The sequence below is a fragment of the Flavobacterium esculini genome, assembly GCF_048284325.1.
Lineage (GTDB): Bacteria > Bacteroidota > Bacteroidia > Flavobacteriales > Flavobacteriaceae > Flavobacterium.
Genome location: NZ_JBLVPI010000001.1, coordinates 103,251 through 127,471 on the forward strand (window position 1 = coordinate 103,251; position 24,221 = coordinate 127,471).

The following is a 24,221-nucleotide window of genomic DNA, read 5'->3' on the forward strand; positions in this document are numbered from 1 at the left end:
AGGGTGTTTTGAACTAAAAAACAAAAGTACTTAACAATCGCATTACTTTGGAGATTTCTTCTTTTGAATTAAAGCTATGCAAACAAAATCGCAGTCGTTCCTGCCCTTCGGGAACCGTTGGCGAAAGTATGGCTTTTACATCAAATCCTTTTTCTTGTAGTTTTTGGGCTATGGATTTAACATTTTCATTTCCCGGAATAATCGCGGATTGTATGGCCGATTTACTTCTAACAAACAATTGTTTTAATCCGACTAAGTTCTTTTCCTGATTGAAATGAATGATATTTTCTCGAAGCTGTTCTATATTTTTATTTTCTTTGCCTAAATAGTGGTACCCCATTAAAATCGTGGCAACGGAATGTGGCGAAAGTCCTGTGGTGTAAATAAAACTTCGTGAAAAATTCACTAAATAATCCCTCAATTCTGCAGAGCCTAAAATCGCGGCACCATGACATCCCAATCCTTTTCCGAAAGTCATAATTCGAGCAAAAACCTGATCTTGCAGATTTAAATCCTGAACCAACCCTTCCCCCTTCTCTCCAAAAACACCCAAAGCATGCGCTTCATCGACAACTAAATAACAATTGTGTTTTTCGGATACTTCTACTAATTCTTCAAGATTGGGCGTGTCTCCGTCCATTGAAAAAACAGATTCGGTAACAATATAAATTACCGTGTTTTGATTTCGAAGAATTAATCGTTCCAAATCCTCAAAATCATTGTGATTAAATTTATAGGCTTTGGCATTCGATAATTGAATTCCATCCCTAATGGAAGCGTGACACAATTCGTCGTATAAAATTAAGTCCCCTTTTTGCGGAAGCGAACTAAAAAATCCAACATTAGCATCATAACCCGAATTAAAAATTAACGCCGATTCTGATTTATGAAACTGCGCGATGAAGTTTTCGGTTTCCGGATATAGTTTATGGTTTCCAGATAATAATCTGGAACCCGTAGCTCCATTTTGAATCCCATTGTTTTCAATTAAATACTGATGTGTCTCGTGGAAAATAGTTTCTGATTTAGACAATCCAAGATAATCATTGGAAGCAAAATCAATTCCTATGCTGGATAAATGCAATTGTCGCAAAGCATTATTTTGCTTTCGGGCTTCAAGTTTAACAGATAGATTTTCTGGAAATTTTCTCATACGTCACAAAAATAAGCATCTTTTTCGATTTATGTATTTTGTACCATTTTAGTTTAATGCCATTTTAAAATTAAGCTGTTTTTAAGATATTGCTTCGGCTTTCAGATTGCATTACATTATTCATAAAAATTAAATTCTTTAAAAATTAACAACTGAAAAATAATAGTCGAAATAAAATTGATAAAAATTTACGAAAACGGTTTCGATTCAACACATTGTTAAAATTATGTTAAAATTATCTTAAAATTAACTTCAAAGATATTTCATTATAAAATAGTTTTCTACTTTCGGCCATTATGAAACGAATTGCATCACTTTTCTTATTAGTAACATTGTTTTACAATGTACTGGGATACTATCTGATGTTTGCCTATCAACAAGAGCAAGCATGGGTGACTAGTATGGAAAAAGCACCTAGTTCAGAGATGCACGTAATTAAATTGAATGCCACTTTATATTCTTTCATTGAAGACACTGATTTTGAATATGTAAATGAGGATGTTGTTATTAACAATAAAAGTTACCATATTTTCAAAAAAAGAATTCAAAATAATATCCTAAGCCTTTACTATCTTCATAATTCACATCAAGATGCAATAGGCAAAGACTTAAAAGACATTGTTGACAATCAATTATTTAACGAATCTTCTTCCAAAGATACTCCTGTAAAAAAACTGATGAAATCTTTTCTGCAAGATTACATCCCAAACAATACTGTTGCCGTTGATTTTTCTCCAAAAACAGCTATAGGATCAATTAAACCTATTATTACGCCACAACAGGCATTAGATTCTGGATACATTTCCTTATCGTATTCCCCACCAGACATCGCATAATTCTTTCTACTACTTTAGTGAAATCACTCACTGTTATCCGGCATTTGTTAAGTCAAGATAATTCATGATTGTTTTAGCTAAGATGTACAATTATTACAATTTTATTGAAAATTAAGCCAAACCTTACAAATACAAAACAGTCTTTTGTATTTTATGAATTCACTTTTTAAAAGAGTTCACAGGCCTACTTTACAATTAAATTCTGTCTATTTGTACAACTAGCGTTCAGAATCATGACTTAAATTCATTTTTTACAAATTTAAAATGGATTTCTAAAGGTGCTATTTATTTCAAATAAATACCTACTCTATCTGTTTTACCGTGTAAAATCAAACGAAACTTTTTGGACGAAAGTCAAAATTGAATCTTGTTTTACAACAAGAATACGATCAACTAACTTATTTTTTTAACACCCAACCCCTCTTTACAGAAAGAGGTTGTTGTTGGCATATTTTATATCATTAACCATTCAAAAAACCAAACCTTGAAAAATTTATCCGCTTTACAATCCGCTTGCATTTTTATCTTATTTCTTACTATTGCTTTTAACACCCAACACATGACTGCACAAGGTTGTGTGGCTGTTCGCCAAATGGGGGGACAAAATTTAAATTCTTCAAATTCTTACAATCTAGATAGTGGTGAATTTCAAGTAGGCGTAAATTATCGTTATTTTCATTCTTGGAGACACTTTGTTGGTAAAGAAGAACAACTACAACGTCAATTAACCGGCGGTGGATTTGATGCAAATGGAAAAGAACGCGGTAATGCAGTAAACATCTATTCTCACGCAGTAGATTTAAATGTTTCTTATGGACTAACCGACCGTATTCAGTTGAACGCAACATTACCTTATGTAAACAATGAGCGTTCTCAAATATTGAGACAAACAACTCCTGTAAAAAACACCTACCGTTACAGTGTTTATGCTGATGGAATTGCTGATGCTCGTTTGAGCGTTAACTACTGGGTTGTTGATCCCAAAAAAGCAGAAAAAGGAAATATTATGGTAGGATTAGGTGTGAAATTAAACACCGGTAGTCATGACCGCAGAGACGATGCTCCACAAACTGATGGAACGACAAAAAGTGTTGTAATGGACCAAGCTATTCAGCCGGGGGACGGTGGCGTAGGTTTTTCAGTAGAACTTCAAGCATTCCGTCAATTGACAGGACGCCTTTATGGTTTTGCAAATGGGTATTATTTGTTTAATCCCAGAGAATCCAATGGCACTTTCAAATCAGCTCCAAAACCAGGACTGGAAGGATACAATATTTATGCATCACCTGATCAATATTTTGGACGTGCAGGATTTATGGCCGCTGTTGACAAAAAAGAAAATTTCACTGTATCATTGGCAGGAAGATTTGAAGGAATTCCAGCTTACGATGCTTTTGGCGGACAAGTCGCGTATCGTCGCCCTGGATATGTTATCGCAGTTGAATATGGCTTTTCATATCGCATAGGGAAACATGGTTTCAGTCTTTACATCCCTTACAATGTTGTGAAAAATCGCATTCAAAGCGCTGCTGATATTGCTGATCAAAATTTGAAGAATTCAGTAATAACTGATCCAAGCAAATACGTACATGTTCAAGGAGATGCCGCTTTTGCTGATTATTCTATCAATGTTGGTTATTCGTATCGTTTCAATTTAAATAAAAAAATGAAAGTATCGATGCCTCATTAATTTTAGATTAATGACTGAAGAGAAATAATTCTCTTCAGTTATTTTTTTAGAATAAATCATAAAACAAAAGATTACTTATATCATTTCATAATTAAACCATTTTATTAAAATGAAAAAATTTTACTTAAGTTGCTTATTATTAACACCTATTTTCATAAATGCTCAAACAGATATTGACGGCATCATGATGAGCAAAAATAATTTTTGTGTTGGAGCAATATATCAATATAGTAGCTGGGATGAATACTGGGAAGGATCTTTTAAAAGAGAAAATCTAAATCTTGGTACCGTATCAACAAAATCCATTGGACTTATGGGAAACTATGGCATCTCTGATCAGTTGAATGCAATTTTTAGTGTGCCATATATAGAAACTAATGCATCTGCAGGAACGATGAAAGGTCAAAAAGGAATACAAGATCTTTCGCTTACGCTAAAATACATGCCTCTGGAAAAAACAGTTGGCCAATCAACCTATTCTATTTATGCCTTGGGAAGTTTCACAACTCCTTTATCCGACTATCCTGCTGATTATTTACCGTTAAGCCTTGGTTTACAAAGCAGAACAGTCTCATTGCGATTAATGGGAGATTATCAGCGAGGAAACTTCTTTGCTACATTATCTGGTGCTTATGTAAAAAGAGCGAAAATAACAATTGATAGAAATGCCTATCTCACTGACGAAATTCATTATACGAACGAAGTCAATATGCCTGATGCCATATCAGTGAATTTTAGAGCTGGTTATCGTTCTAATAGATTAATAGCCGAATTTATTATAGACAATTGGGTAACTCAATCTGGAGGATTTGACATTACAAAAAACAATATGCCTTTTCCTAGTAATACCATGAATGCCCTAAAATATGGCATTAATTCAAAATATACATTTAAAAAAATACCTGAATTATCTCTTGTAGGTGGTTATAACTATGTAGTACAAGGTAGAAACGTTGGGAAATCAGACACCTTTTATGGAGGTCTATTTTATGTGATTAATTTTAAAAAAACGAGCAAACAAGATGAAAAATAATATACAAAAAACAGCCTATACTACTCTACTAGCGTTATTTCTTGCATGTACCTATTCGTGTAGTGATGATATTACTGAAAAAAACGAGCAATTTCATGCTTTAAACCCTACCAATACAGACGATTTAGCTGGTACTTGGAAAACTTTTTTATTAACAACTCCAAACGAATTCCCACTTGATGCACCTGTTGCCACAAATACGCCAGCATTCACAAGAGAAATTAACGAAATAAAAAGCTACCAAGTCAACATATCGGAAGACCAAAAAAGAATAATAAAATATTGGAGTGCCGGCGGCGTTTTACGTTGGAATGAAATCATGCGAACTTTAGTAGCAAGACACAACCGTCCTCCTTATCAAAATGAAGACGGGACTTATCCTGCACCATCGGCAGCAAATCCGTTTGCGAATCCTCAATTTCCTTTTTCAAACCCACCTTATGCAGCAAGAGCTTATGCCTATGTAAGTGCAGCACAGTATGATGCAATGGTTGCCACATGGTATTATAAAAAGCTATACAATAGAGCAGCTCCATTCACTGTCGAAGCAACTTTACAAGTTTTAATTCCAAAAAGCGCTATGCCGTCCTATCCTTCAGAAGATGGCGTGTTATCTGGTGTCACGGTTGAATTATTAAAATTATTATTCCCAACTGAAATTGCATACATTATCGAAAAAGCGGAAGAACAAAAACTCTATCGTATTATAAGCGGTGCTAATGTCCGTAGTGATGTAGAAGCTGGTATTATTTTAGGTAGAAAAATTGCTGCAAAATTTATTGCACGTGCCAGTACAGATGGAGCTGGAGCTGCAATTGGAAATCAAGCACTTTGGACACAATTAGAGACACAAACTACAGCTACTGGAGAAACGCCTTGGTTGTCATTAGATTTACCTGCAAGACCTCCAATGTTACCCTTGTTTGGCAAAGTAAAATCCTTCCTTATGACTCCTGAAATGGTTGTTGCTAACCGACCTGTTCCACCACCGTCAACAAAATCAGAACAATTTGCAAAAGAATTAGCCGAAATAAAAAATTATGGGACTAATCCATCTAGAAAAAACATGGAAATTGTTACTTTTTGGGCTGATGGCGTAGGAACTTACACACCACCTGGTCACTGGAATGCTATTGCATCAGAGTCATTTGTAGAACAAAATTATAGTGAAGTACGCTGGGCAAGAAATATGGCATTATTGAATATTGCTATGATGGATGCTGCCATTAGCTGTTGGGATGCAAAATATTTTTACTTCAATCCAAGACCATGTCAGATGGATGCATCAATAAAAACATTGACTGGAGTTCCCAATTTCCCTGCTTATGTATCAGGACACTCTACCTTTAGCGGAGCGGCCTGTGTCGTTTTATCACATTTCATTCCTGCAAAATCGCAAAGTTTTATAAATATGGCAAAAGAAGCATCTGATTCTAGAATGTTTGGATGCATCCATTACAGAAGCGATTGTGAAAAAGGACTTGAATTAGGGGAAAAAGTAGGGGAATTTGCTGTTGCCAGAGCAGCCATAGACGGTGCTGAATAATTTAAATAAATGAGTTGATACTTTGTCTTAATGGTTTGTTTTACTATTTCATTTTATCAGCTACAGCCTAACAGACGTTGGAAATCTGTTGGGCTTTTTATTCTTTAACTATTGAACTTCAAAACACAACAACAATCTTTTCTGATTTCAAAAAACAGAAAATGCATACAAACAACAATTTCATTATGAATCCAACATTCAACCTCCTTTATTTTAGATTTAGTAAAAAAATGGAAAAACACAGCATTAATTTGATGCGGATAGCGCTTGCCATAGTTTACATTTGGTTTGGTGCTTTGAAAATTTTCGGTATGAGTCCTGCCGGTGATCTTGTAGAACAAACTGTTTATTGGTTTAAACCCGAAATATTTATTCCAATCCTTGGCATTTGCGAAGTAATTATAGGTCTTGGTTTACTCATAAAACGATTCATTCCATATACAATTGTATTGTTATTGATGCATATGGCAGTTACATTTTTTCCCATTTTTATACTAAAAACAATATGTTTTGACGCTTTTCCATACTGTCCTACTCTAGTTGGCCAATACATAATTAAAAATCTCATCATAATTTCTGGAGCTCTTGTAATTGCAGCAAAATATAATGAAAAGTATTATGCCGAAATGAATTCGAAACTAATTATAAAATAAAAATTCAAATCCATTTTACATAATTAAAAGATTAGCTATTTTTATAATTACAGCTAAAACAAGTAGTAATCAATAGAATTGGACGAAACCTATAAATTATAAAAGAGCATCAACACTGGACGAACTGGAACAAATTAGAACACTACAGTTAATAAACAGTTCTCAAAACATAAGTGCTGAAGAAAAACTTCAAGAAGGATTTGTTACCGTACAACACACTGCTGCTTTACTAGCCTTAATTTCGTATCTAAAACTGGAGAGCATTACCAATGCAAAACCTATTACGATATAGAAAACAAGGAATATTTCGAGGACTTTATCATTGTTACAGAGAGGAACTGCAACATCAATTTGATTACTTAATCACTGAAGTTGCCGCTATAAACCTTCGTTCCATGCAAGCTCACGAAGTCGCTGGTTTCAAAATAATTGATAATTATAAAGAAGATGGGATTGTTTGGAATATCATCCTTTGGGATTGGGCATAAAAAAAGCCTAACGGTTGCGTTAGGCTTTTACTTTTTTATAATCGAAATTACTTTAGTCCGCTAAAATAATAACTTTATTATCTTTCATTTCAATTGTTCCTGAAGTGATTGCTAGCGTATAATTTTGATCATCTAGCTTTATGAATTTACTGGCTACTTCTTTTGCGAAAGCAAAATTAGAAGCTGTAATTTTCACAATACCTTTTCCTAAAATAGAAACGATTGGTGCGTGGTTATTCAAAATTTGAAAGCTTCCATCAACTCCTGGCAATGTAACCGAAGTCACTTCTGCTGAAAATAATTTTGCTTCTGGTGATACTATTTCTAAAATCATAGTTTTTAGTTTGCAGTCTCAGTTTACAGTCACGGTACGGAATACTGCGACTGAACACTGAATCTTAATTTATGCTTCCGCCAACATTTTTTCTCCAGCTTCGATAGCTTCTTCAATAGTACCTTTAAGGTTGAAAGCTGATTCTGGCAAGTGATCTAATTCACCGTCAATAATCATATTAAATCCTTTGATAGTATCTTTGATATCAACTAAAACTCCTTTTAATCCTGTAAATTGCTCAGCAACATGGAAAGGTTGAGATAAGAAACGTTGTACACGACGTGCTCTTGAAACGGCTAATTTATCTTCTTCTGATAATTCTTCCATACCAAGGATCGCGATGATATCTTGTAATTGTTTGTATTTTTGTAAAATTTCTTTTACTCTTTGTGCACAGTCATAGTGCTCATCACCTAAAATTTGAGGAGTAAGAATTCTTGAAGTTGAATCCAATGGATCTACTGCAGGATAAATACCTAACTCAGCAATTTTACGAGATAATACTGTTGTTGCATCTAAGTGAGCAAAAGTTGTAGCCGGAGCCGGATCCGTTAAATCATCCGCAGGTACGTAAACCGCTTGTACAGACGTAATAGAGCCTTTGTTTGTAGATGTAATACGCTCTTGCATCGCACCCATTTCAGTAGCAAGAGTCGGCTGATAGCCTACCGCAGATGGCATACGACCTAAAAGTGCCGAAACCTCAGAACCTGCTTGTGTAAAACGGAAGATATTATCCACGAAGAACAATACATCTTTACCTTGATCAGTTCCTGCACCATCACGGAAATATTCAGCGATAGATAATCCAGAAAGTGCTACACGAGCACGAGCTCCTGGAGGCTCATTCATTTGTCCGAAAACGAAAGTAGCTTTAGACTCTCTCATTCCTGGCATATCAACTTTAGATAAATCCCACCCTCCATTTTCCATAGAGTGCATGAATTCATCCCCGTATTTTATAATCCCTGACTCTAACATCTCACGAAGTAAGTCATTCCCTTCACGTGTTCTTTCTCCAACTCCTGCGAATACTGAAAGTCCACCGTGACCTTTTGCGATATTGTTAATCAACTCCTGAATCAATACTGTTTTACCAACACCAGCACCACCGAACAATCCAATTTTCCCCCCTTTTGAGTAAGGCTCAATTAAATCAATTACTTTAATACCTGTGAATAAAACTTCAGAAGAAGTAGATAAATCTTCGAATTTTGGTGCTTGTCTGTGAATAGACATTCCGTTTTCACCTGTTTTTGGCAAGTTTCCTAAACCATCAATGGCATCTCCAATTACGTTGAACAAACGACCGTAAACATCGGCACCAATCGGCATTTGGATAGGATTTCCTGTTCCAACTACTTCATAACCTCTACTCAAACCATCTGTTGAGTCCATCGAAATGGTACGTACTGTATTTTCACCAATGTGAGATTGTACTTCAAGTACTAATAAAGTACCATCTTTTTTTGTGATTTCTAATGAATCATAAATTTTTGGAAGTTCAACATCCTTACCGTTGAAAACTACGTCAACTACTGGGCCAATGATTTGGGCAACTTTTCCTATTACTTTTGACATTACTTATGTATTTATTAAATAGCTATTTAGGTTTATGAAATAATACCAACCGAAACTTATCGATTAGACACTTTTTTCAGTGCGCAAAGATAATTTTTTAAAATATAAAATCAATATTTTTTTTTATAAAAATCAGCATAATTTTACTGCTTTGTTTTTAATCGTGTTTTAAAACGTATAAAAACCTATTATTTGGATAAAAAAAACCACCACGTCATAAAACGGGTGGTTTTTAAGGTTTGGTTAAAATATGATTATTTTATTATGGCTGGGTATACTATTGGATAAAGACTTAAATCAACTTGTTTTAATGTTGAAGAATATTTAGCGTTAATTGCAACCGTAAATGCATTCGCAATTAAAGCATAACCTCTAGGACTTGGATGAACACCATCTAGTGAGAATGCTCCACCAGTTACATAAGCAGACGTTAATGTAAAACTATTACTTACAATTCCCCCACTTGACAATTGAGTCATAATCACTTTTGTATCAACAAAAGCCAATCCTTTAGCATCAGCAATTGTTTTTATAGAGACATTATAAGCATCCGTAGCCACCTTTACTTCCGCAACTTCCGTTGGCACTAAAACATGTTTGTCTTGTAATGGATAGGTAATTCCGAATTTATTTAAAGGAGATGGAGGCGCCATTCCAATACCAGAATCACTGGCAGTAGGAGCTACTCCAATTGCAGATTGTGTTGGCAAAACAACCAAATCCGCCGCAGTAGCTTGACGGGCTTGTCCAAAAACGCTTCCGTAAAAAGCAGCAGTACCCGCACCCAAGCTTGGAGTAAAAGCTGCTGTTAATTGAGCAGACAAATTTACCAAAGACTCATCTTTAATCAACATTGGGTTAGCAACCGTTGTAGAAAGAAGACTAATTCTATCTCCCGCTCCAAATGCAGTTAATGCTTGTTTTAACGGACCATACAACTGAGCATTCAAAGCAGAAATCGTAGCTTGACCTAGAGCTTCACTACCACCACCAAGAACTTTAGCAGTCAATGGATTATAAGGAACCGTCGTAAAATAAGGAAGTATATTTACATAAGGAAGATTTGCAACTACTCCTTTTGCGCCGTTGGCTGTTAAATTAGTAACCAAACTAGAATAAACACTTGCAAAAACAGTAGGATCTGTTATATCATTACTGCCATAAGTGGCTGGATTTAAATTCCCAGTTTGGTTTACACCAACACCACCAGATGTTGCATAACTCAAAACATCATTCACACCAATCCATAAAGAAAAGAAAGTAGGCGCTTGAACCAAAGCATCCGCTAAAATCGTTGTTCCAGAAGCAGTAGCAAATCGCGCGAAATAAGGATTTGCAGCACCAGAAGCAACACCAGCAACATTTCCATACCCTGGCGCTACAAGATGAAAACTTTTTGCCCCAGGAACTCCTAAATTATTAAAAGGCCCCGTAATTTTAGCAGTCACCTCAGTCGTAGGAGCCCCACTAACAGGTACAGGCGCCGTACCATTGAAATACAAACGAACCCCTGCTATTACGTTTCCTCCTAACAACAATCCTCCTACATTATCAGATGTAAAAGGCGTTTTAAACTCACCGCCGCCAGCTGTAGTAAATTGTTGCGATAGTATAGTAACATAGGAACCTTCTTGCCCCTTTTTGAAAAGTGCGCCATCACTATATCCCGCAGCAAAAGAATCTCCTAACGCCACGTATTTCGCAAAGTTAGCTGTCCCCGAAGTAACTGGCTCTTCAACAACAGTGGTATTATCATCGTCATTATTACATGCTACAAAGCTTAAAGAAACCAATAGTAGCCATTTGAAATTTTTTATCATGGTTATATTTTTTAAATTATTGACTCTATTACGGGTTGATTGTCCAAGAAGCAAAAAACTGCTGCCCAATTAATCCCGCACCTAATACTTGAGTATATTCTTTTCCACCAATGTTTGACGCTCCTAATTTAAAAGTTGATTTTAGCTTTGGTATATTGTAATTAATTTGAGCATCAATAACAGTAGCTGCATCGATCATGCCATCTACCATTGTAGATTGCCATAAATACTCACTATTCCATCTTCCGCTTATGTTAAAACCAAAATTATCAAACAACTTTTCGTTACCAAATGATGCTTTTACTCTATGTTTTGGCGTATTAAAACCAGCTTCAAAACTCGGATCTTTTTCTTGATCGAATTTAAATTCTGCATAATTATAATTCACCCCAACTTCAAAATTTCTATATACTTTTTTAGAAAGTCCAAGACCAAAACCAAGCGATTTGATTTCTATATCGGTATTAGTATACAATTGATACGCTCTGTAATTACCATTTTGAAGCGCATGTAAAGATTGAACACCCGGGTCTGTAGGCCCAGCTAAAGGATTTGGAGAATCTGCTGCTGTACCGTAAAAGGGAGCTACAACATTTAAATTACCAATAAAATCATTATAGATATTATAATACCCGTTAATATCAATAGATACATCTTCTATAAAAGAACGGTATCCAATTTCAAACGCCTTAACCTGCTCAGGTTTTACATAATCGACATTAGTTTTTCTCAACAAAGCTGATCCAGCGATAGGATTACTGCCCGCTATAGCACTAAATGCATTTACGGATGAAGCTGTATATGAATTATTATACGCATTCAAACCAGTCATAACAACTGAGGTTCCGCCAGCAAAAACTTGTCCAACTGCAGTAGAAACTGGCAAAGTTTCGCTATATCTCGTTAAATTGTCTGGAGCTGAACCAAGTAATATGGCACTTCCTACATTAAAGCCAATATATTGATCTTGTGTTGATGGATTTCTGAACCCTGTTTGAAAAGAAGTTCTAAAATTATGTTTTTTACTTTCACCGCCTGAATATACTAGAGATACTCTAGGAGAAACACTACCATCGAAATTTTTTGATTTATCATAACGAACAGACCCTGTAAATTTCAATCTGTCATCTATAAATCTTTTTGTTAATTGCGTATAAGCGCCGTATTCATTATAATTAATAGGACCATTTGCGTCTGTATAAATTCTACCATGAGAATTTAATTCGTAAAGTCTAAAAGATCCTCCAACTTGAATTTCAGCAAATTTTATAATGTCTTTAAAATTATAATTAGCATCCGAATGGTATATTTTGGAATTATCAACCAATTTTGAACCCGTAAGTACACTTGGCTCACTAATCACATTATTAAAAGCAGCTTTAAATTCAGGAGTACCAGGAAGAAATCTTCCGGTATCAGCCGTATTTCTTGCTATTATATGCGCATTTTCAGGTGTCATTCCCGCTAATGTAGATTGAATATAAGCTCCTGCATATTGCCCAAACCATGTTTTATCATCTTTCCATTTTCTATTTATGTTGATTCCTGTAAAAAGCATATCATACGATTTCCCTCCATCTTCGTTAGTAGTATACCCTCTTACAAAGAAGTTTTTCCCTTTTATTTCTAATTTATGCTGTTGCATGAAAAAATCATTCAGATAATATCTGTTAGCGCCTTGATAAACTGCGTTTCCAAAACCAAATTTACTTTGCCAAATAACTTCTAAATTTTCATTACCTAAAGGTCTATAGTGAAGTGAAAAATCAATTTTAGTATTACTTGCTTTATTGTCTGTTAAATCCACTTCATTGTACCCTGTTCTACTCACATTATAATTTGGAAGTAAATTAACCGCTCCCGCCGGTATTAAACCCAAAGAGGCTAAAGATTGTCCAACTCCTTTTATATTAGTAGTAACTTCATCACCATAAACATTAATACCATCATAATTTACGTTACTTCTATCTCTTCCCACAACAGACTTGTCATCATAATTTGTAGCATGCCAATCTGTACCGTGCATATAAGTGAAGTTCACTTTTCCAGCTAATTTTGAACTAAACGCATGCGCCATTCTAACTCCATAATCAACGAAATCATTTGACCCAGCGGCATCTTGAACTGTCTGTCCAAACTTTGCGTAAGCAGTAATTCCCTGACTTGCAAATGGACTTTTACTATTCATAAATAAAATACCATTGAAAGCATTTGCACCATATAATGCAGATGAAGCTCCTGGTAACAATTCCACACTTTGAACATCGATTTCAGAAACACCAATCATATTTCCTAATACGAAATTTAATAATGGTGAAGAGTTATCCATACCGTCAACCAATTGCATAAAACGGGTATTGGCTACAGTAGCAAAACCTCGTGTATTTATTGATTTAAAAGACAAACTACTGGTGTTCATTTGCACTTCCTTCAAGTTTTCTAAACCATCATAAAAAGTGGCAGATGCAGTTTTTTTAATATCCGCAATGCTCATTCTTTCAATTGTAACCGGAGATTCTAATACTCTTTCTGGGGTTCTTGAAGCTGAAACTACAATCTCATTCAACTTTGTCTCCTCATCAACTAGCTTAAACGTTACTTTTTGATTATTTGAAGAAACCGTTACTTTTTGAGAACTATAACCTATACTTGTAACATTAAGCACAAAGGGTAGCTTTGCGGATGATTTTAAAGTAAATGTTCCATCGAAGTCGGTAATGCTACCAGCGGTTTCTCCAACAATTTTGACGTTGGCTCCAGGAATAGGTTGATTATTACTGTCTGTAACAATACCTGAAATTGAGTTTTGAGCAAATGTTAGGCTACAAAAAAACAATGACAAAAAAAGTAAATACACTCTCATTGGGTTATAATTTGTTGGTTTATGACGCCAAAGTACAAATATTTTTGATATTAATAAAAAACAGCCTTTAAAATTTCATAATTATCAATGATTTTGAATCATTTAAACTTATTCAACATTTTTTGTTTTTTGTTTTTTGTTAAAAATTAAGTAAAAAAATAAAAATAACATTATGCACGCATATAATAAATACATTAATCTTAATAATTTTATTAATTATTAGCTATTTAATAAAAGTGAATAGACAGGAAAAAAAAATCATTTTTTAAGATATTTTTTTCAAATTAGCTCATAAAAAAACCTCGAAAGAAAAATTTTCCGAGGTTTATATCTTAAGTAAATGATATTTTACTATTCTACAGTAACTGATTTTGCTAAATTACGAGGCTGATCCACATTACATTCTCGCATCACGGCGATATGATAGGATAAAAGCTGCAAAGGTATTGTAGTGATTAACGGAGACAATGCATCAGATGTTTCCGGAATTTCAATTATATAATCTGCTAATTCACGAACTTGTGTATCTCCTTTGGTTACTACCGCAATAATCTTCCCGCTTCTGGATTTAATTTCCTGAATGTTACTTACAATTTTATCATAATGACCTTGCTTTGGTGCAATAACCACAACAGGCATATGTTCATCAATTAATGCAATCGGGCCATGTTTCATTTCAGCAGCAGGATAACCTTCAGCGTGAATGTAGGAAATCTCCTTAAGTTTCAAGGCGCCTTCAAGAGCTACCGGAAAGTTGTACCCTCTTCCTAAATATAAACAGTTAGGAGCATCCTTAAACATAGCAGCAATTTCTTTTGCCCTGTCATTTGTTTCTAAAGCCTCTTTAACTTTTTCAGGAATGATTTCTAATTCTTGTAAATACCTATGAAAATCCGTATTAGACATTGTTCCTTTGGCTTTCGCCAAACGCAGTGCTATCATTGTCAATACAGTGATTTGTGTAGTAAATGCTTTTGTCGATGCAACACCTATTTCTGGTCCCGCATGCGTGTAAGCACCTGCATTAGTTTCTCTCGAAATAGAAGAACCAACAACATTACAAACCCCAAACACAAAAGCTCCGTGTTCTTTGGCTAATTTAATGGCCGCCATTGTATCAGCCGTTTCACCTGATTGTGATATTGCTATTACTACATCGCGACTGTTTATGATCGGATTTCTATATCTAAATTCAGAAGCATATTCTACCTCCACCGGAATTCGGGCAAACTCTTCAAATATATATTCTGCTACTAAACCTGCATGCCAAGAAGTACCACATGCTACTATTATTATTCTGTCAGCATTTAGAAATTTTTCTAAATTATCCTCAACACCAGACATTTGGATAATCCCTTCATTTGCATGAAGTCTTCCACGGTAGGTATCTTTTATAACATCTGGCTGCTCGTAAATCTCTTTCAACATAAAATGATCGTAACCGCCTTTTTCAATTTGCTCCAAGTTCAATTGAAGTTCTTGAATATACGGATCGACTAAAGAATCATCTTTAATTTTTCTAACTTTCATTGGTTTATGCAACCTGATATTTGCCATCTCACCATCTTCTAAATAAATAGCATTAGAAGTATATTCAATAAATGGAGAAGCATCAGAAGCTATAAAATATTCCCCTTCTCCCACACCAATTGCTAGCGGACTTCCTAAACGTGCCGCAACAATTTCATCTGGATTTTTTTTATCAAAAACAGCGATTGCATAAGCACCAACCACTTGATTCAGCGCCACCTGAACTGCTTTACCAATTTTAAAACTTTCTTTTTTCTGAACTTCTTCTATAAGATTTACAAGAACTTCAGTGTCAGTGTCAGAATGAAAGACATATCCTCTTTTCATTAACTCCTTTTTCAATGGAGCATAATTTTCAATAATTCCATTGTGAATTATAGCCAAATCACCTGAATTAGAAAGATGTGGATGTGAATTAACATCGTTTGGAACTCCATGTGTTGCCCAACGCGTATGTCCCATTCCTATAGTTCCATTTATTGAGATTTCTTTAGTAGCCCTCTCTTCTAAATCTACAACTTTACCTTTAGTTTTAGAAATTTTCAAGTTCTCGCCGTCATATAACATAACACCAGCACTGTCATAACCTCTATATTCCAGTCTTTTTAGCCCTTTTATAACAATAGGATAAGCTTCTCTATATCCGATATATCCAACAATTCCACACATAATTTTTACTTAATTAGGTTTTGTATAAAAAATTTCAAGTTTTAATCTTTTGTCCTCAGCAACTGTTGATTTTCCCCCATAAATGATTGTCCCTAATGGATTCATTACACTAGCTTTTGGAGTTTGAGAGATAAATGCATTTGGAGTTTTCATTTTATAAGAAGTAATAGTACTAATATCTTCTGTAACAACAATACCTAACTTAACATTTGTTGAATCGGCATTTTTAATAAGATTACGGATTTGATTTGTAATTCTGATCTTATATGTTAATCCCCTTTTGGTTGTTGCATCTGTATTTATATTACCATCAAAAACTAATTTTGATTTTTTAACATCTGTACTTGTAGTCACATCATTATAATAATCTACAACAGGTCTATGATTTGTAAAATCATACAAATAAATTCTTCTAGGCTCATAGCTATTTGCCATTGTGCTTGCATCAATGTGGAAAACAAGATTTGCTTCATTAACCAACCATCCTTTACTTCTAATGTTTTCAAGCTCACCGGCAGTACTAAAAAGATCTAGAACAGCAAGAGAACCTTCTCCGCCTTTTAGATATAATTTTTCATCCCCTGCAGAAGTATTTCCCGTATTTGGCAACGCATTATAAGCAAGCCCACTACTTCCAAAATTATTATTCAACAAACTCACAGAGTTCCCGGTCATGTTAAGAACTATACTTTTCTTAACTCTTGTTGGTTCACCACCAGCAGTTGCTGAAGCCAAATCTTCATTATAATTAATAGTAATTTTTCCAGCTTTAAAATTTAACATCGCTAAATTTCCGGCGCTACTTCCTGATTTTTCCATTTTAAAGTAAAGCCCTCTAAAATACTCTTTAAAAACATCATTTGTAGCCAATTTACCTGCTGCGACAGCGTCAATAATTCTAGTTTTAAAATAGCTTTTATTCAAATCCAATTGCATCCCAGGAGGTGTTCTTGTAGTGGTAACAACTTTTGTAATAGAGTCTGTTGTAGTTACAACATGCTCTATTGGGTCAAAGAAGAAATTGTCATTCTGAGCCAGATTCGAATCCGTATTTAAACGGCTTCCAACTTTTACATTTTCAAAATCAGCATTTTGATTTGTAAAATACTTTTGAGTTTGTTGAAATCCACCTACAGGATCTGTATCTCTCATATAATATCCAGACTCATACACACTTAGTTTCATTGGTGCTTTATCCGCTCCATAAATGGAATCTAATGTGTAAACATGGCTACCATCAGTATTTGTAACTGTTTTATTGGCGTCATAATAATAAGGAATAGTCAAAACCACACTTACTACATGAGGTCTGGTACTAAGGGAAGTTAGAGGAGTTGACAAAACCAATTGTGTATTAAAATTAGCAGTAGTTTCACCAAAATTAGGGTTATTGTAAATCCCTAATGGATTCACGGGAAGATCATTAGACTGAATAGGTCCAATTTTTTGATTGTAAGCTACTACACTTGATGTATACTTGCTAAGATCAAAGTGGTTGTCACCAATTAAATCTCCACCAATTACATTATAATCTTTATCACATGAATACAAAAGAATAATGCTAGCAAAAACCAGCATTTTCTTGAAAAAAGAATTATTGTACATATTTAATAATAAAAGTTTAATTTAAAGAACTTCGTTTTTATAGAAATTAGTATACGCTTCCGCGAATTTGTCTTTCGGCACGAAAGGTAAAAAAGGTTTACCCGAAGATTCTATAAATTTTGTTAAACTTGAAGATAGGTTTTCTGAAGCAATAATTACAGCATCTGAATGCATAACAGTTACTTTTATAATGCTCTCATAATCCGGAATTTCTAAGTCCGCAATTGCTTCATCAGGAATACCGTCAAATTTCACCTTATTAATCATTTCTACGTCTAAAGTTCCTTCAAAAGACTGACTATAAACCGAAGTAACAATCTTTGTTTCTGAGAATAAAGCTTCATTTTTATAAAAATGTTTCAGATAAATAGGCAACATCGCCGCCATCCATCCGTGAACATGAATAATGTCCGGAACCCAATTCAATTTTTTTACGGTTTCTACAACTCCTTTTGCAAAGAAAATAGCCCGTTCATCATTATCAGGATACATAACCCCTTCTTCATCTGCAAATGTGGCTTTCCTTTTGAAATATTCATCATTATCAATAAAGTAAACTTGTATCCTCTCTTTAGGAATTGAAGCCACTTTTATAATCAATGGCATATCTAAGTCATTTACTACCAAATTCATCCCCGAAAGTCTAATTACTTCGTGTAATTGGTGTCTTCTTTCATTTATATTTCCATATCTAGGCATGAAAATTCTTATTTGTCCTCCCTGATCATTAATCATTTTCGGAACGTCATAAGACATTAAAGAAACCTCATTTTCAGCGAGATAAGGCACCACTTCAGATGATACATATAATATCCTCTTATCTTTCATATTGTAATTTACTTAATTTATTGGTAATAAAAACCATGCAAAATTACAAAAATTTATGCAGTTATTAACTAAAATATTATGTTTGCATTTAATTTTAATAATACCACCATGCATATTTTCTATGGAAAAGCAGCTTTGAGAGACTATTTGAAATCTATCAAAACTTCAGATTCCACCATTGGATTTGTCCCAACTATGGGCGCTTTACATGAAGGTCATTTGGCTTTAATGCAAAAATCGCTATTGGAAAATGGAAATACTGTAGTGAGTATTTTTGTAAATCCTACCCAATTTAACAATCCGGAAGATTTAGCAAAATACCCAAGGACTTTAGAAGAAGATGTGAAAAAACTTACTGCATTAAGTCCAAAAATCATCTTGTACGCCCCAACTGTCGAAGATATTTATGACGGACAGCCCCTGTCTCAATCTTTTGATTTTGATGGGTTAGAAAACCAAATGGAAGGAGAATTCAGACCTGGTCATTTTAATGGTGTTGGCACTATTGTAAAACGGCTTTTTGAAATTGTAGAACCTACAAACGCCTATTTTGGCGAGAAAGATTTTCAACAGTTACAAATTGTCAAAAAAATGTCTGCTAAAGCCAACTTGAAAGTAAATGTAATTGGTTGTCCCATTTACAGGGAATCCAACCATCTTGCCATGAGTTCCCGAAACGAACGTTTATCCCCACATGAAAGAGAAGAAGCCGCAATAATCTACAAAACACTAACTATTGCCAAAGAAAAATTTCAAACAGAAAGTCCCGAATCAGTAACGGAATGGGTTAAAAAAGCTTTCGAAAACAATGCTCTTTTCACATTAGAATATTTTGTAATTGCTGATGAGCAAACACTATTGCCCAGCGTAATAAAAGAACCAAATAAGAAATACCGCGCTTTTATAGCCGTTTTTGTCAACAATATTCGTTTGATTGATACCATTTCATTAAATTAATTTACTTTTGTAACATGCAAATTCAAGTCGTAAAATCAAAAATACACCGCGTAAAAGTAACTGGAGCCGATTTAAATTATATCGGAAGCATTACTATTGACGAAGCTTTACTAGATGCTTCTAACATCATTGAAGGTGAAAAAGTCTCCATCGTAAACATCAACAATGGGGAGCGCTTTGATACGTATGCTATCAAGGGCGAAAAAAATTCAGGCATCATTACATTAAATGGTCCAGCAGCTCGAAAAGTACAAAAAGATGACATTATTATCATTATATCCTATGCCACTTTAGAATTCGAAGAGGCTAAAACCTTCAAGCCTTGGATTATTTTTCCAAATGAGAATGACAATTCATTGACGTAGATTTTTAGAATAAGATCAAATTATTTCGCTTTTTTGAAGTGCCGTGTTTTTTGCTATTTCTATTTTAATAAAAGTAGTATATTGCTACTCCATTTAGAATAAATTTAATTTCTAAAACACTCCAAAATCATGAAACAGACATTACTCTTACTACTCTTTTCTATTTCAGCATTTTCCCAAAAAACAACACTGCCATTCGATTCAAACAAATTAGGAAGCCGGGAAATCACAATTGGATTACCGCCATCCTATGAAAAAAACACAAACAAAAGATATCCAATCCTGATTTTACTGGATGGAGATTACCTCTTTGATCCCTTTTACGGCGCTTTGAACTACGGCGCTTATTGGGATGATTTACCGGAAACCATAATTGTTGGCATCACTCAAAATAAAAAAGACGAACGTACAGAAGACAGTAATTATGATGCTACAGTTGGTTTGCCATCAGGAAAAGGAGCTGATTTTTTCGAATTTATCGGAGGGGAATTACTCCCGTATCTGGAGAAAAAATACCGTACCGCACCCTTCCGAATTATTGCGGGACATGATACCACAGCAGGTTTTTTAAACTTTTTTTTGTACAAAGACGCACCATTATTTAACGCCTATATTTCTTTAAGTCCAGAACTTGCCCCTGGCATGGAAAACCATATTCCAAAAAAACTTTCAAACATAAAACAACCCATTTTTTACTATCAATCCACTGGAGATGGCGATGTAAGACAACTTCAGGAGCCTATAAAAAGCCTCGACCAAAACATGAAGCTGGTTGCTAACCCGTTAGTCAATTATAAATTTGATAATTTCAAAGGAGCGTCACATTATTCACTCGTACTGTATTCGATACCAAATGCTTTGTATCAGTTTTTCGACTCTTACAAACCCATCTCATCAACGGAATACACCGATAAAATTGCTGTGCTTCCCGCTGGTTATGTAGATTATTTGACGAATAAATACGACGTTATTTCAAAAAATTTAGGCTTAAAAATTCCCATTCGAATCAATGATTTCAAAGCAATTGAAGCAGCAATTCTGAAAAACAAAGCCTATCCGGAATTAGACAAACTCTCTGATATTGCCAAGAAAAACTATCCGAAATCCATGCTTGCCGATTATGAATTGGGGCTTATGTATGAAAAAACGGGTGACGCAAAAAAAGCGGCAAAATCATATCAAACAGCTTCCCAATTAGAGGAAATCGGTAATTTAACCAAAGACATGATGTATCAAAAATACGATGATATGAAAAGTCTAACACCAAAAAAATAATGTCAAAAGTAAAAACTACTTTTTTTTGTCAGAACTGCGGAGCTCAATATGCCAAATGGCAAGGACAATGCAATTCCTGCAAAGAATGGAATACTATAGCGGAAGAAATCATTCAAAAACAAGAAAAAGTAGCTTGGAAAAGCGAACCAACTTCCAGCAATAAAGCACCAAAACCATTACGAATAAACGAAATTGATTCCACCCAGGAAATCCGCATGGATACTACTGACGGCGAACTCAATCGGGTACTTGGTGGTGGAATAGTTCCCGGTTCTCTGATCCTTTTAGGTGGCGAACCCGGCATTGGAAAAAGCACCCTTTTACTTCAAATATCCTTAAAATTACCTTACAAAACCTTGTATGTTTCGGGCGAAGAAAGTCAAAAACAAATAAAAATGCGTGCCGAAAGAATCACGCCAAGCGGTGACAATTGTTATATTCTTACCGAAACCAAAACCCAAAATATCTTCAAGCAAATTGAAGCCATACAGCCTGAAATCGTGATTATCGATTCCATTCAAACGCTTCATACCGATTATATCGAATCAACGCCCGGAAGTATTTCTCAAATACGGGAAACCACCGCCGAACTGATAAAATTTGCCAAAGAAACCAATATTCCCGTAATTCTTATTGGTCACATCACCAAAGACGGAAATATTGCCGGACCAAAAATATTGGAACACATGGTGGACACCGTTTTACAATTTGAAGGCGACAGAAATCATGTATATCGCATTTTGCGTTCGCTAAAAAACCGTTTTGGCTCTACCGCTGAAATTGGAATTTATGAAATGCTGGGCAACGGTTTGCGTGAAGTTTCGAATCCTTCGGAGATATTAATTTCGCACAAGGACGAGGAATTATCCGGAACGGCAATCGCCTCTACATTGGAAGGGATGCGCCCTTTGATGATTGAAATTCAATCTTTGGTAAGCACTGCAGTTTACGGTACACCGCAACGCAGCACAACCGGTTACAACGCCAAAAGGCTGAATATGATATTGGCAGTTTTAGAGAAAAGAGCTGGTTTTAGGCTTGGCGCCAAAGACGTTTTTCTCAACGTGACCGGAGGAATTTCGGTAGATGATCCTGCAATAGATTTAGCCGTGGTGGCAGCCATTTTATCCTCGAATGAAGATATTCCGGTAAACAAAGATTTTTGCTTTGCCGGCGAAGTCGGACTTTCTGGTGAAATTCGCCCTGTAAACCGCGTGGACCAACGCATTCAAGAAGCCGAAAAATTAGGATTTTCGACCATTTTTGTTTCGAAATACAATAAAATTGCCTTGAAAAATACGGGAATAAAAATTCGGCTGGTAGCCAAAATTGAAGACATCGCAAGCGAATTGTTTGGGTAATAAAATAATTTGTTAAAAAGGTTGTGAATCAGTTTTTTGGAACTAACTTTGAATGACGTTTACAAAATCATCTACATTATGGAAACTATATCTATTTTTTTAACAAACGTTAAAACCACTTTGGACAATTTAGTATCTGGCCTAACTTCTGAATTTTCAAATGAAAATTCATTAATTAGCAACGAAGTTATGGACATTATTGAAAATCCAAAAGACAAAAAGAAACTTGATGACGCTGTTGATTATTTATTAAACAACAAAAACATTAAAGAAAGGGAAGTTAAACTTTCAAACAAAACAATAACAATTTCATTAGGTTAAAATTGGACAATCTAGCATTAAACACTATATTTTATATACTAATATTTATATTTCCTGGGCTCTTGTTCAGGAAATTTTATTTTAGTGGCGATTTTACAAAACAATTTCAACAAGGTAACTTGATGGAAAGATTGCTTTGGACTTTATTTTTCAGTACATTAATTATTACATTGAGTGTTCTAGGATTTATTTTTATAGAAACCTACGCAAACATAAAAATACAAGAATATGTATCATATGAAAATGTAAAAAAATTATTCGAAACTTTATCTGCTAATAAATTACCTGAAAAGAGCGATGTTGACAAATATTTTTATAAAAACTACATCTATCTAATTTTAATAATATACTTTATTTCAATTTTTACAGGTTTTGTCTCTTATAAATTAATTCGTTTAACCAATATTGATGCATATATTCCCGCACTTAGATATAAAAATTATTGGCATTATCTAATTAGATCAAAAAAAATAAATGGTAAGAAAAATTCTAGTAATAAATATCTATATACAAATGCAGATGTTTTAATTGAGTGCAAAGACAAAACAGAACTTTATAGCGGCTACGTACAAAACTATTTTATTGACCCGTTAACAAACAGACTAAATTGTATAATATTAAAAGATGCTTATAAATTCATATCCATTTTAAATACAAGAAATCAAGATATTGAAACATCAATAGAAAATGAAGAAAACGTATATGAGAGACACAAAGTTTATTCTGACAAAGTTGTTTACAAAAAATATATCCCTGGAGATATTCTAACTCTTTTTGATGATAGAATAATAAATATTAATTTAACTTATGTTGAACAAGTTTTAAATTTAAAAGAAAGAAGACAAGCATTTATAAACTCGCTTTATTATATTATTTTAACAGTAATTGTACTTACACCTTGGATTATTCAACATGATTTAATCCTGACAGTTAAAAGAAAAATCATAATAAATTTAATTGGTTACTTTACCCTAATTTCAATTAGAAATTATTTACTAGAACTGCTGAATTTAATTGATAAACCTTTAGGTTTTAAGAATTTTATTTTAGGGGTAATTCTATTTAATATTCCTCTTTTGTGGTTTTTTAAAATTCTTAATGTTTGGTGGACACTTTTGATAATTTTTTTATTTTTTATTTTTATGGTAATCATACTTAACAATTCAAAGAAACAAACAGAAAAAGAATAATATCATTGATAAGTTAATCCAAAGAATATTATTCCCGACCGCGCAGATATGTAAACGCAACAATTGTGCGAATTTGCAATCCGTGCCCAACAGTGAGCAGAAAACATAAATAGTTATAAAGTA

General features: G+C 34.3%; 20 protein-coding genes. 12 read left to right on the plus strand and 8 right to left on the minus strand.

Going from position 1 to position 24,221, the window contains the following annotated elements:
• Window positions 1–13: 13 nt before the first annotated feature.
• Window positions 14–1,153, minus strand: coding sequence for an aminotransferase class I/II-fold pyridoxal phosphate-dependent enzyme (locus ACNQGG_RS00475; RefSeq protein ID WP_417960488.1), 1,140 nt, complete (start codon window positions 1,151–1,153; stop codon window positions 14–16).
• Window positions 1,154–1,449: 296 nt separating this feature from the next.
• On the opposite strand from ACNQGG_RS00475, the gene ACNQGG_RS00480 reads away from it, so the two are divergent.
• The 6 genes from ACNQGG_RS00480 to ACNQGG_RS00505 all read left to right on the plus strand — a co-directional run bounded on the left by ACNQGG_RS00480 (window position 1,450) and on the right by ACNQGG_RS00505 (window position 7,399).
• A complete protein-coding gene (locus ACNQGG_RS00480) occupies window positions 1,450–1,989 on the plus strand; it encodes a hypothetical protein (RefSeq protein ID WP_417960490.1) in 540 nt (179 codons plus the stop codon).
• Between the two features lie 484 nt (window positions 1,990–2,473).
• Complete coding sequence (locus ACNQGG_RS00485) at window positions 2,474–3,679, plus strand: hypothetical protein (RefSeq protein ID WP_417960492.1); 1,206 nt, start codon at window positions 2,474–2,476, stop codon at window positions 3,677–3,679.
• Window positions 3,680–3,788: 109 nt separating this feature from the next.
• Window positions 3,789–4,712, plus strand: a complete 924-nt coding sequence (locus tag ACNQGG_RS00490) for a hypothetical protein (RefSeq protein ID WP_417960494.1) — start codon at window positions 3,789–3,791, stop codon at window positions 4,710–4,712.
• Window positions 4,702–6,258 carry a vanadium-dependent haloperoxidase gene (locus tag ACNQGG_RS00495; protein ID WP_417960496.1) on the plus strand — a complete coding sequence of 519 codons (1,557 nt, stop codon included), beginning with the start codon at window positions 4,702–4,704 and terminating at the stop codon, window positions 6,256–6,258. Before ACNQGG_RS00490 ends, ACNQGG_RS00495 begins: the two co-directional genes overlap by 11 nt.
• 230 nt (window positions 6,259–6,488) lie before the next feature.
• The gene (locus tag ACNQGG_RS00500) at window positions 6,489–6,911 is read left to right on the plus strand and encodes a DoxX family membrane protein (RefSeq protein ID WP_417960498.1); all 423 of its coding nucleotides are present in this window, start codon (window positions 6,489–6,491) and stop codon (window positions 6,909–6,911) included.
• A 269-nt stretch (window positions 6,912–7,180) separates the two neighbouring features.
• Entirely contained in the window at window positions 7,181–7,399 is a 219-nt protein-coding gene (locus tag ACNQGG_RS00505; protein ID WP_417960500.1) for a hypothetical protein, read from the plus strand.
• 52 nt (window positions 7,400–7,451) lie between these two features.
• Here ACNQGG_RS00505 and ACNQGG_RS00510 read toward each other — a convergent pair whose 3' ends face one another.
• The 7 genes from ACNQGG_RS00510 to ACNQGG_RS00540 form a co-directional block, all read right to left on the minus strand.
• Window positions 7,452–7,733 carry a F0F1 ATP synthase subunit delta/epsilon gene (locus tag ACNQGG_RS00510; RefSeq protein WP_417960502.1) on the minus strand — a complete coding sequence of 94 codons (282 nt, stop codon included), beginning with the start codon at window positions 7,731–7,733 and terminating at the stop codon, window positions 7,452–7,454.
• 69 nt (window positions 7,734–7,802) lie between these two features.
• Entirely contained in the window at window positions 7,803–9,314 is a 1,512-nt protein-coding gene (gene atpD / locus ACNQGG_RS00515; protein WP_073204939.1) for a F0F1 ATP synthase subunit beta, read from the minus strand.
• Between the two features lie 254 nt (window positions 9,315–9,568).
• Window positions 9,569–11,134 (minus strand): G-D-S-L family lipolytic protein, encoded by a 1,566-nt coding sequence (locus ACNQGG_RS00520; RefSeq protein WP_417960504.1) that lies wholly within the window; start codon window positions 11,132–11,134, stop codon window positions 9,569–9,571.
• A 28-nt stretch (window positions 11,135–11,162) separates the two neighbouring features.
• Window positions 11,163–13,997, minus strand: a complete 2,835-nt coding sequence (locus ACNQGG_RS00525; RefSeq protein WP_417960506.1) for a TonB-dependent receptor domain-containing protein — start codon at window positions 13,995–13,997, stop codon at window positions 11,163–11,165.
• A gap of 351 nt (window positions 13,998–14,348) precedes the next feature.
• Window positions 14,349–16,196: a glutamine--fructose-6-phosphate transaminase (isomerizing) gene (glmS, locus tag ACNQGG_RS00530; protein ID WP_417960508.1), complete on the minus strand. Its 1,848-nt coding sequence runs from the start codon at window positions 16,194–16,196 to the stop codon at window positions 14,349–14,351.
• A 9-nt stretch (window positions 16,197–16,205) separates the two neighbouring features.
• Window positions 16,206–17,801, minus strand: coding sequence for a DUF4270 domain-containing protein (locus tag ACNQGG_RS00535; RefSeq protein ID WP_417960510.1), 1,596 nt, complete (start codon window positions 17,799–17,801; stop codon window positions 16,206–16,208).
• Between the two features lie 21 nt (window positions 17,802–17,822).
• A complete protein-coding gene (locus ACNQGG_RS00540; RefSeq protein ID WP_416855642.1) occupies window positions 17,823–18,629 on the minus strand; it encodes a glycogen/starch synthase in 807 nt (268 codons plus the stop codon).
• 78 nt (window positions 18,630–18,707) lie between these two features.
• Between ACNQGG_RS00540 and panC the strand changes: the two genes are divergently transcribed.
• From panC to ACNQGG_RS00570, 6 genes are all read left to right on the plus strand, one after another.
• Window positions 18,708–19,586, plus strand: coding sequence for a pantoate--beta-alanine ligase (panC, locus tag ACNQGG_RS00545; protein ID WP_417960512.1), 879 nt, complete (start codon window positions 18,708–18,710; stop codon window positions 19,584–19,586).
• A 14-nt stretch (window positions 19,587–19,600) separates the two neighbouring features.
• Window positions 19,601–19,951, plus strand: a complete 351-nt coding sequence (panD, locus tag ACNQGG_RS00550; protein ID WP_035668843.1) for an aspartate 1-decarboxylase — start codon at window positions 19,601–19,603, stop codon at window positions 19,949–19,951.
• 129 nt (window positions 19,952–20,080) lie between these two features.
• Complete coding sequence (locus tag ACNQGG_RS00555; RefSeq protein WP_417960515.1) at window positions 20,081–21,226, plus strand: alpha/beta hydrolase; 1,146 nt, start codon at window positions 20,081–20,083, stop codon at window positions 21,224–21,226.
• The gene (gene radA, locus ACNQGG_RS00560) at window positions 21,226–22,587 is read left to right on the plus strand and encodes a DNA repair protein RadA (protein ID WP_417960517.1); all 1,362 of its coding nucleotides are present in this window, start codon (window positions 21,226–21,228) and stop codon (window positions 22,585–22,587) included. The genes ACNQGG_RS00555 and radA overlap by 1 nt, the downstream gene beginning before the upstream one ends.
• A 78-nt stretch (window positions 22,588–22,665) precedes the next feature.
• A complete protein-coding gene (locus ACNQGG_RS00565; RefSeq protein WP_417960519.1) occupies window positions 22,666–22,908 on the plus strand; it encodes a hypothetical protein in 243 nt (80 codons plus the stop codon).
• A gap of 2 nt (window positions 22,909–22,910) precedes the next feature.
• Window positions 22,911–24,098, plus strand: coding sequence for a hypothetical protein (locus ACNQGG_RS00570; RefSeq protein ID WP_417960520.1), 1,188 nt, complete (start codon window positions 22,911–22,913; stop codon window positions 24,096–24,098).
• The last annotated feature ends 123 nt before the right edge of the window (window positions 24,099–24,221 follow it).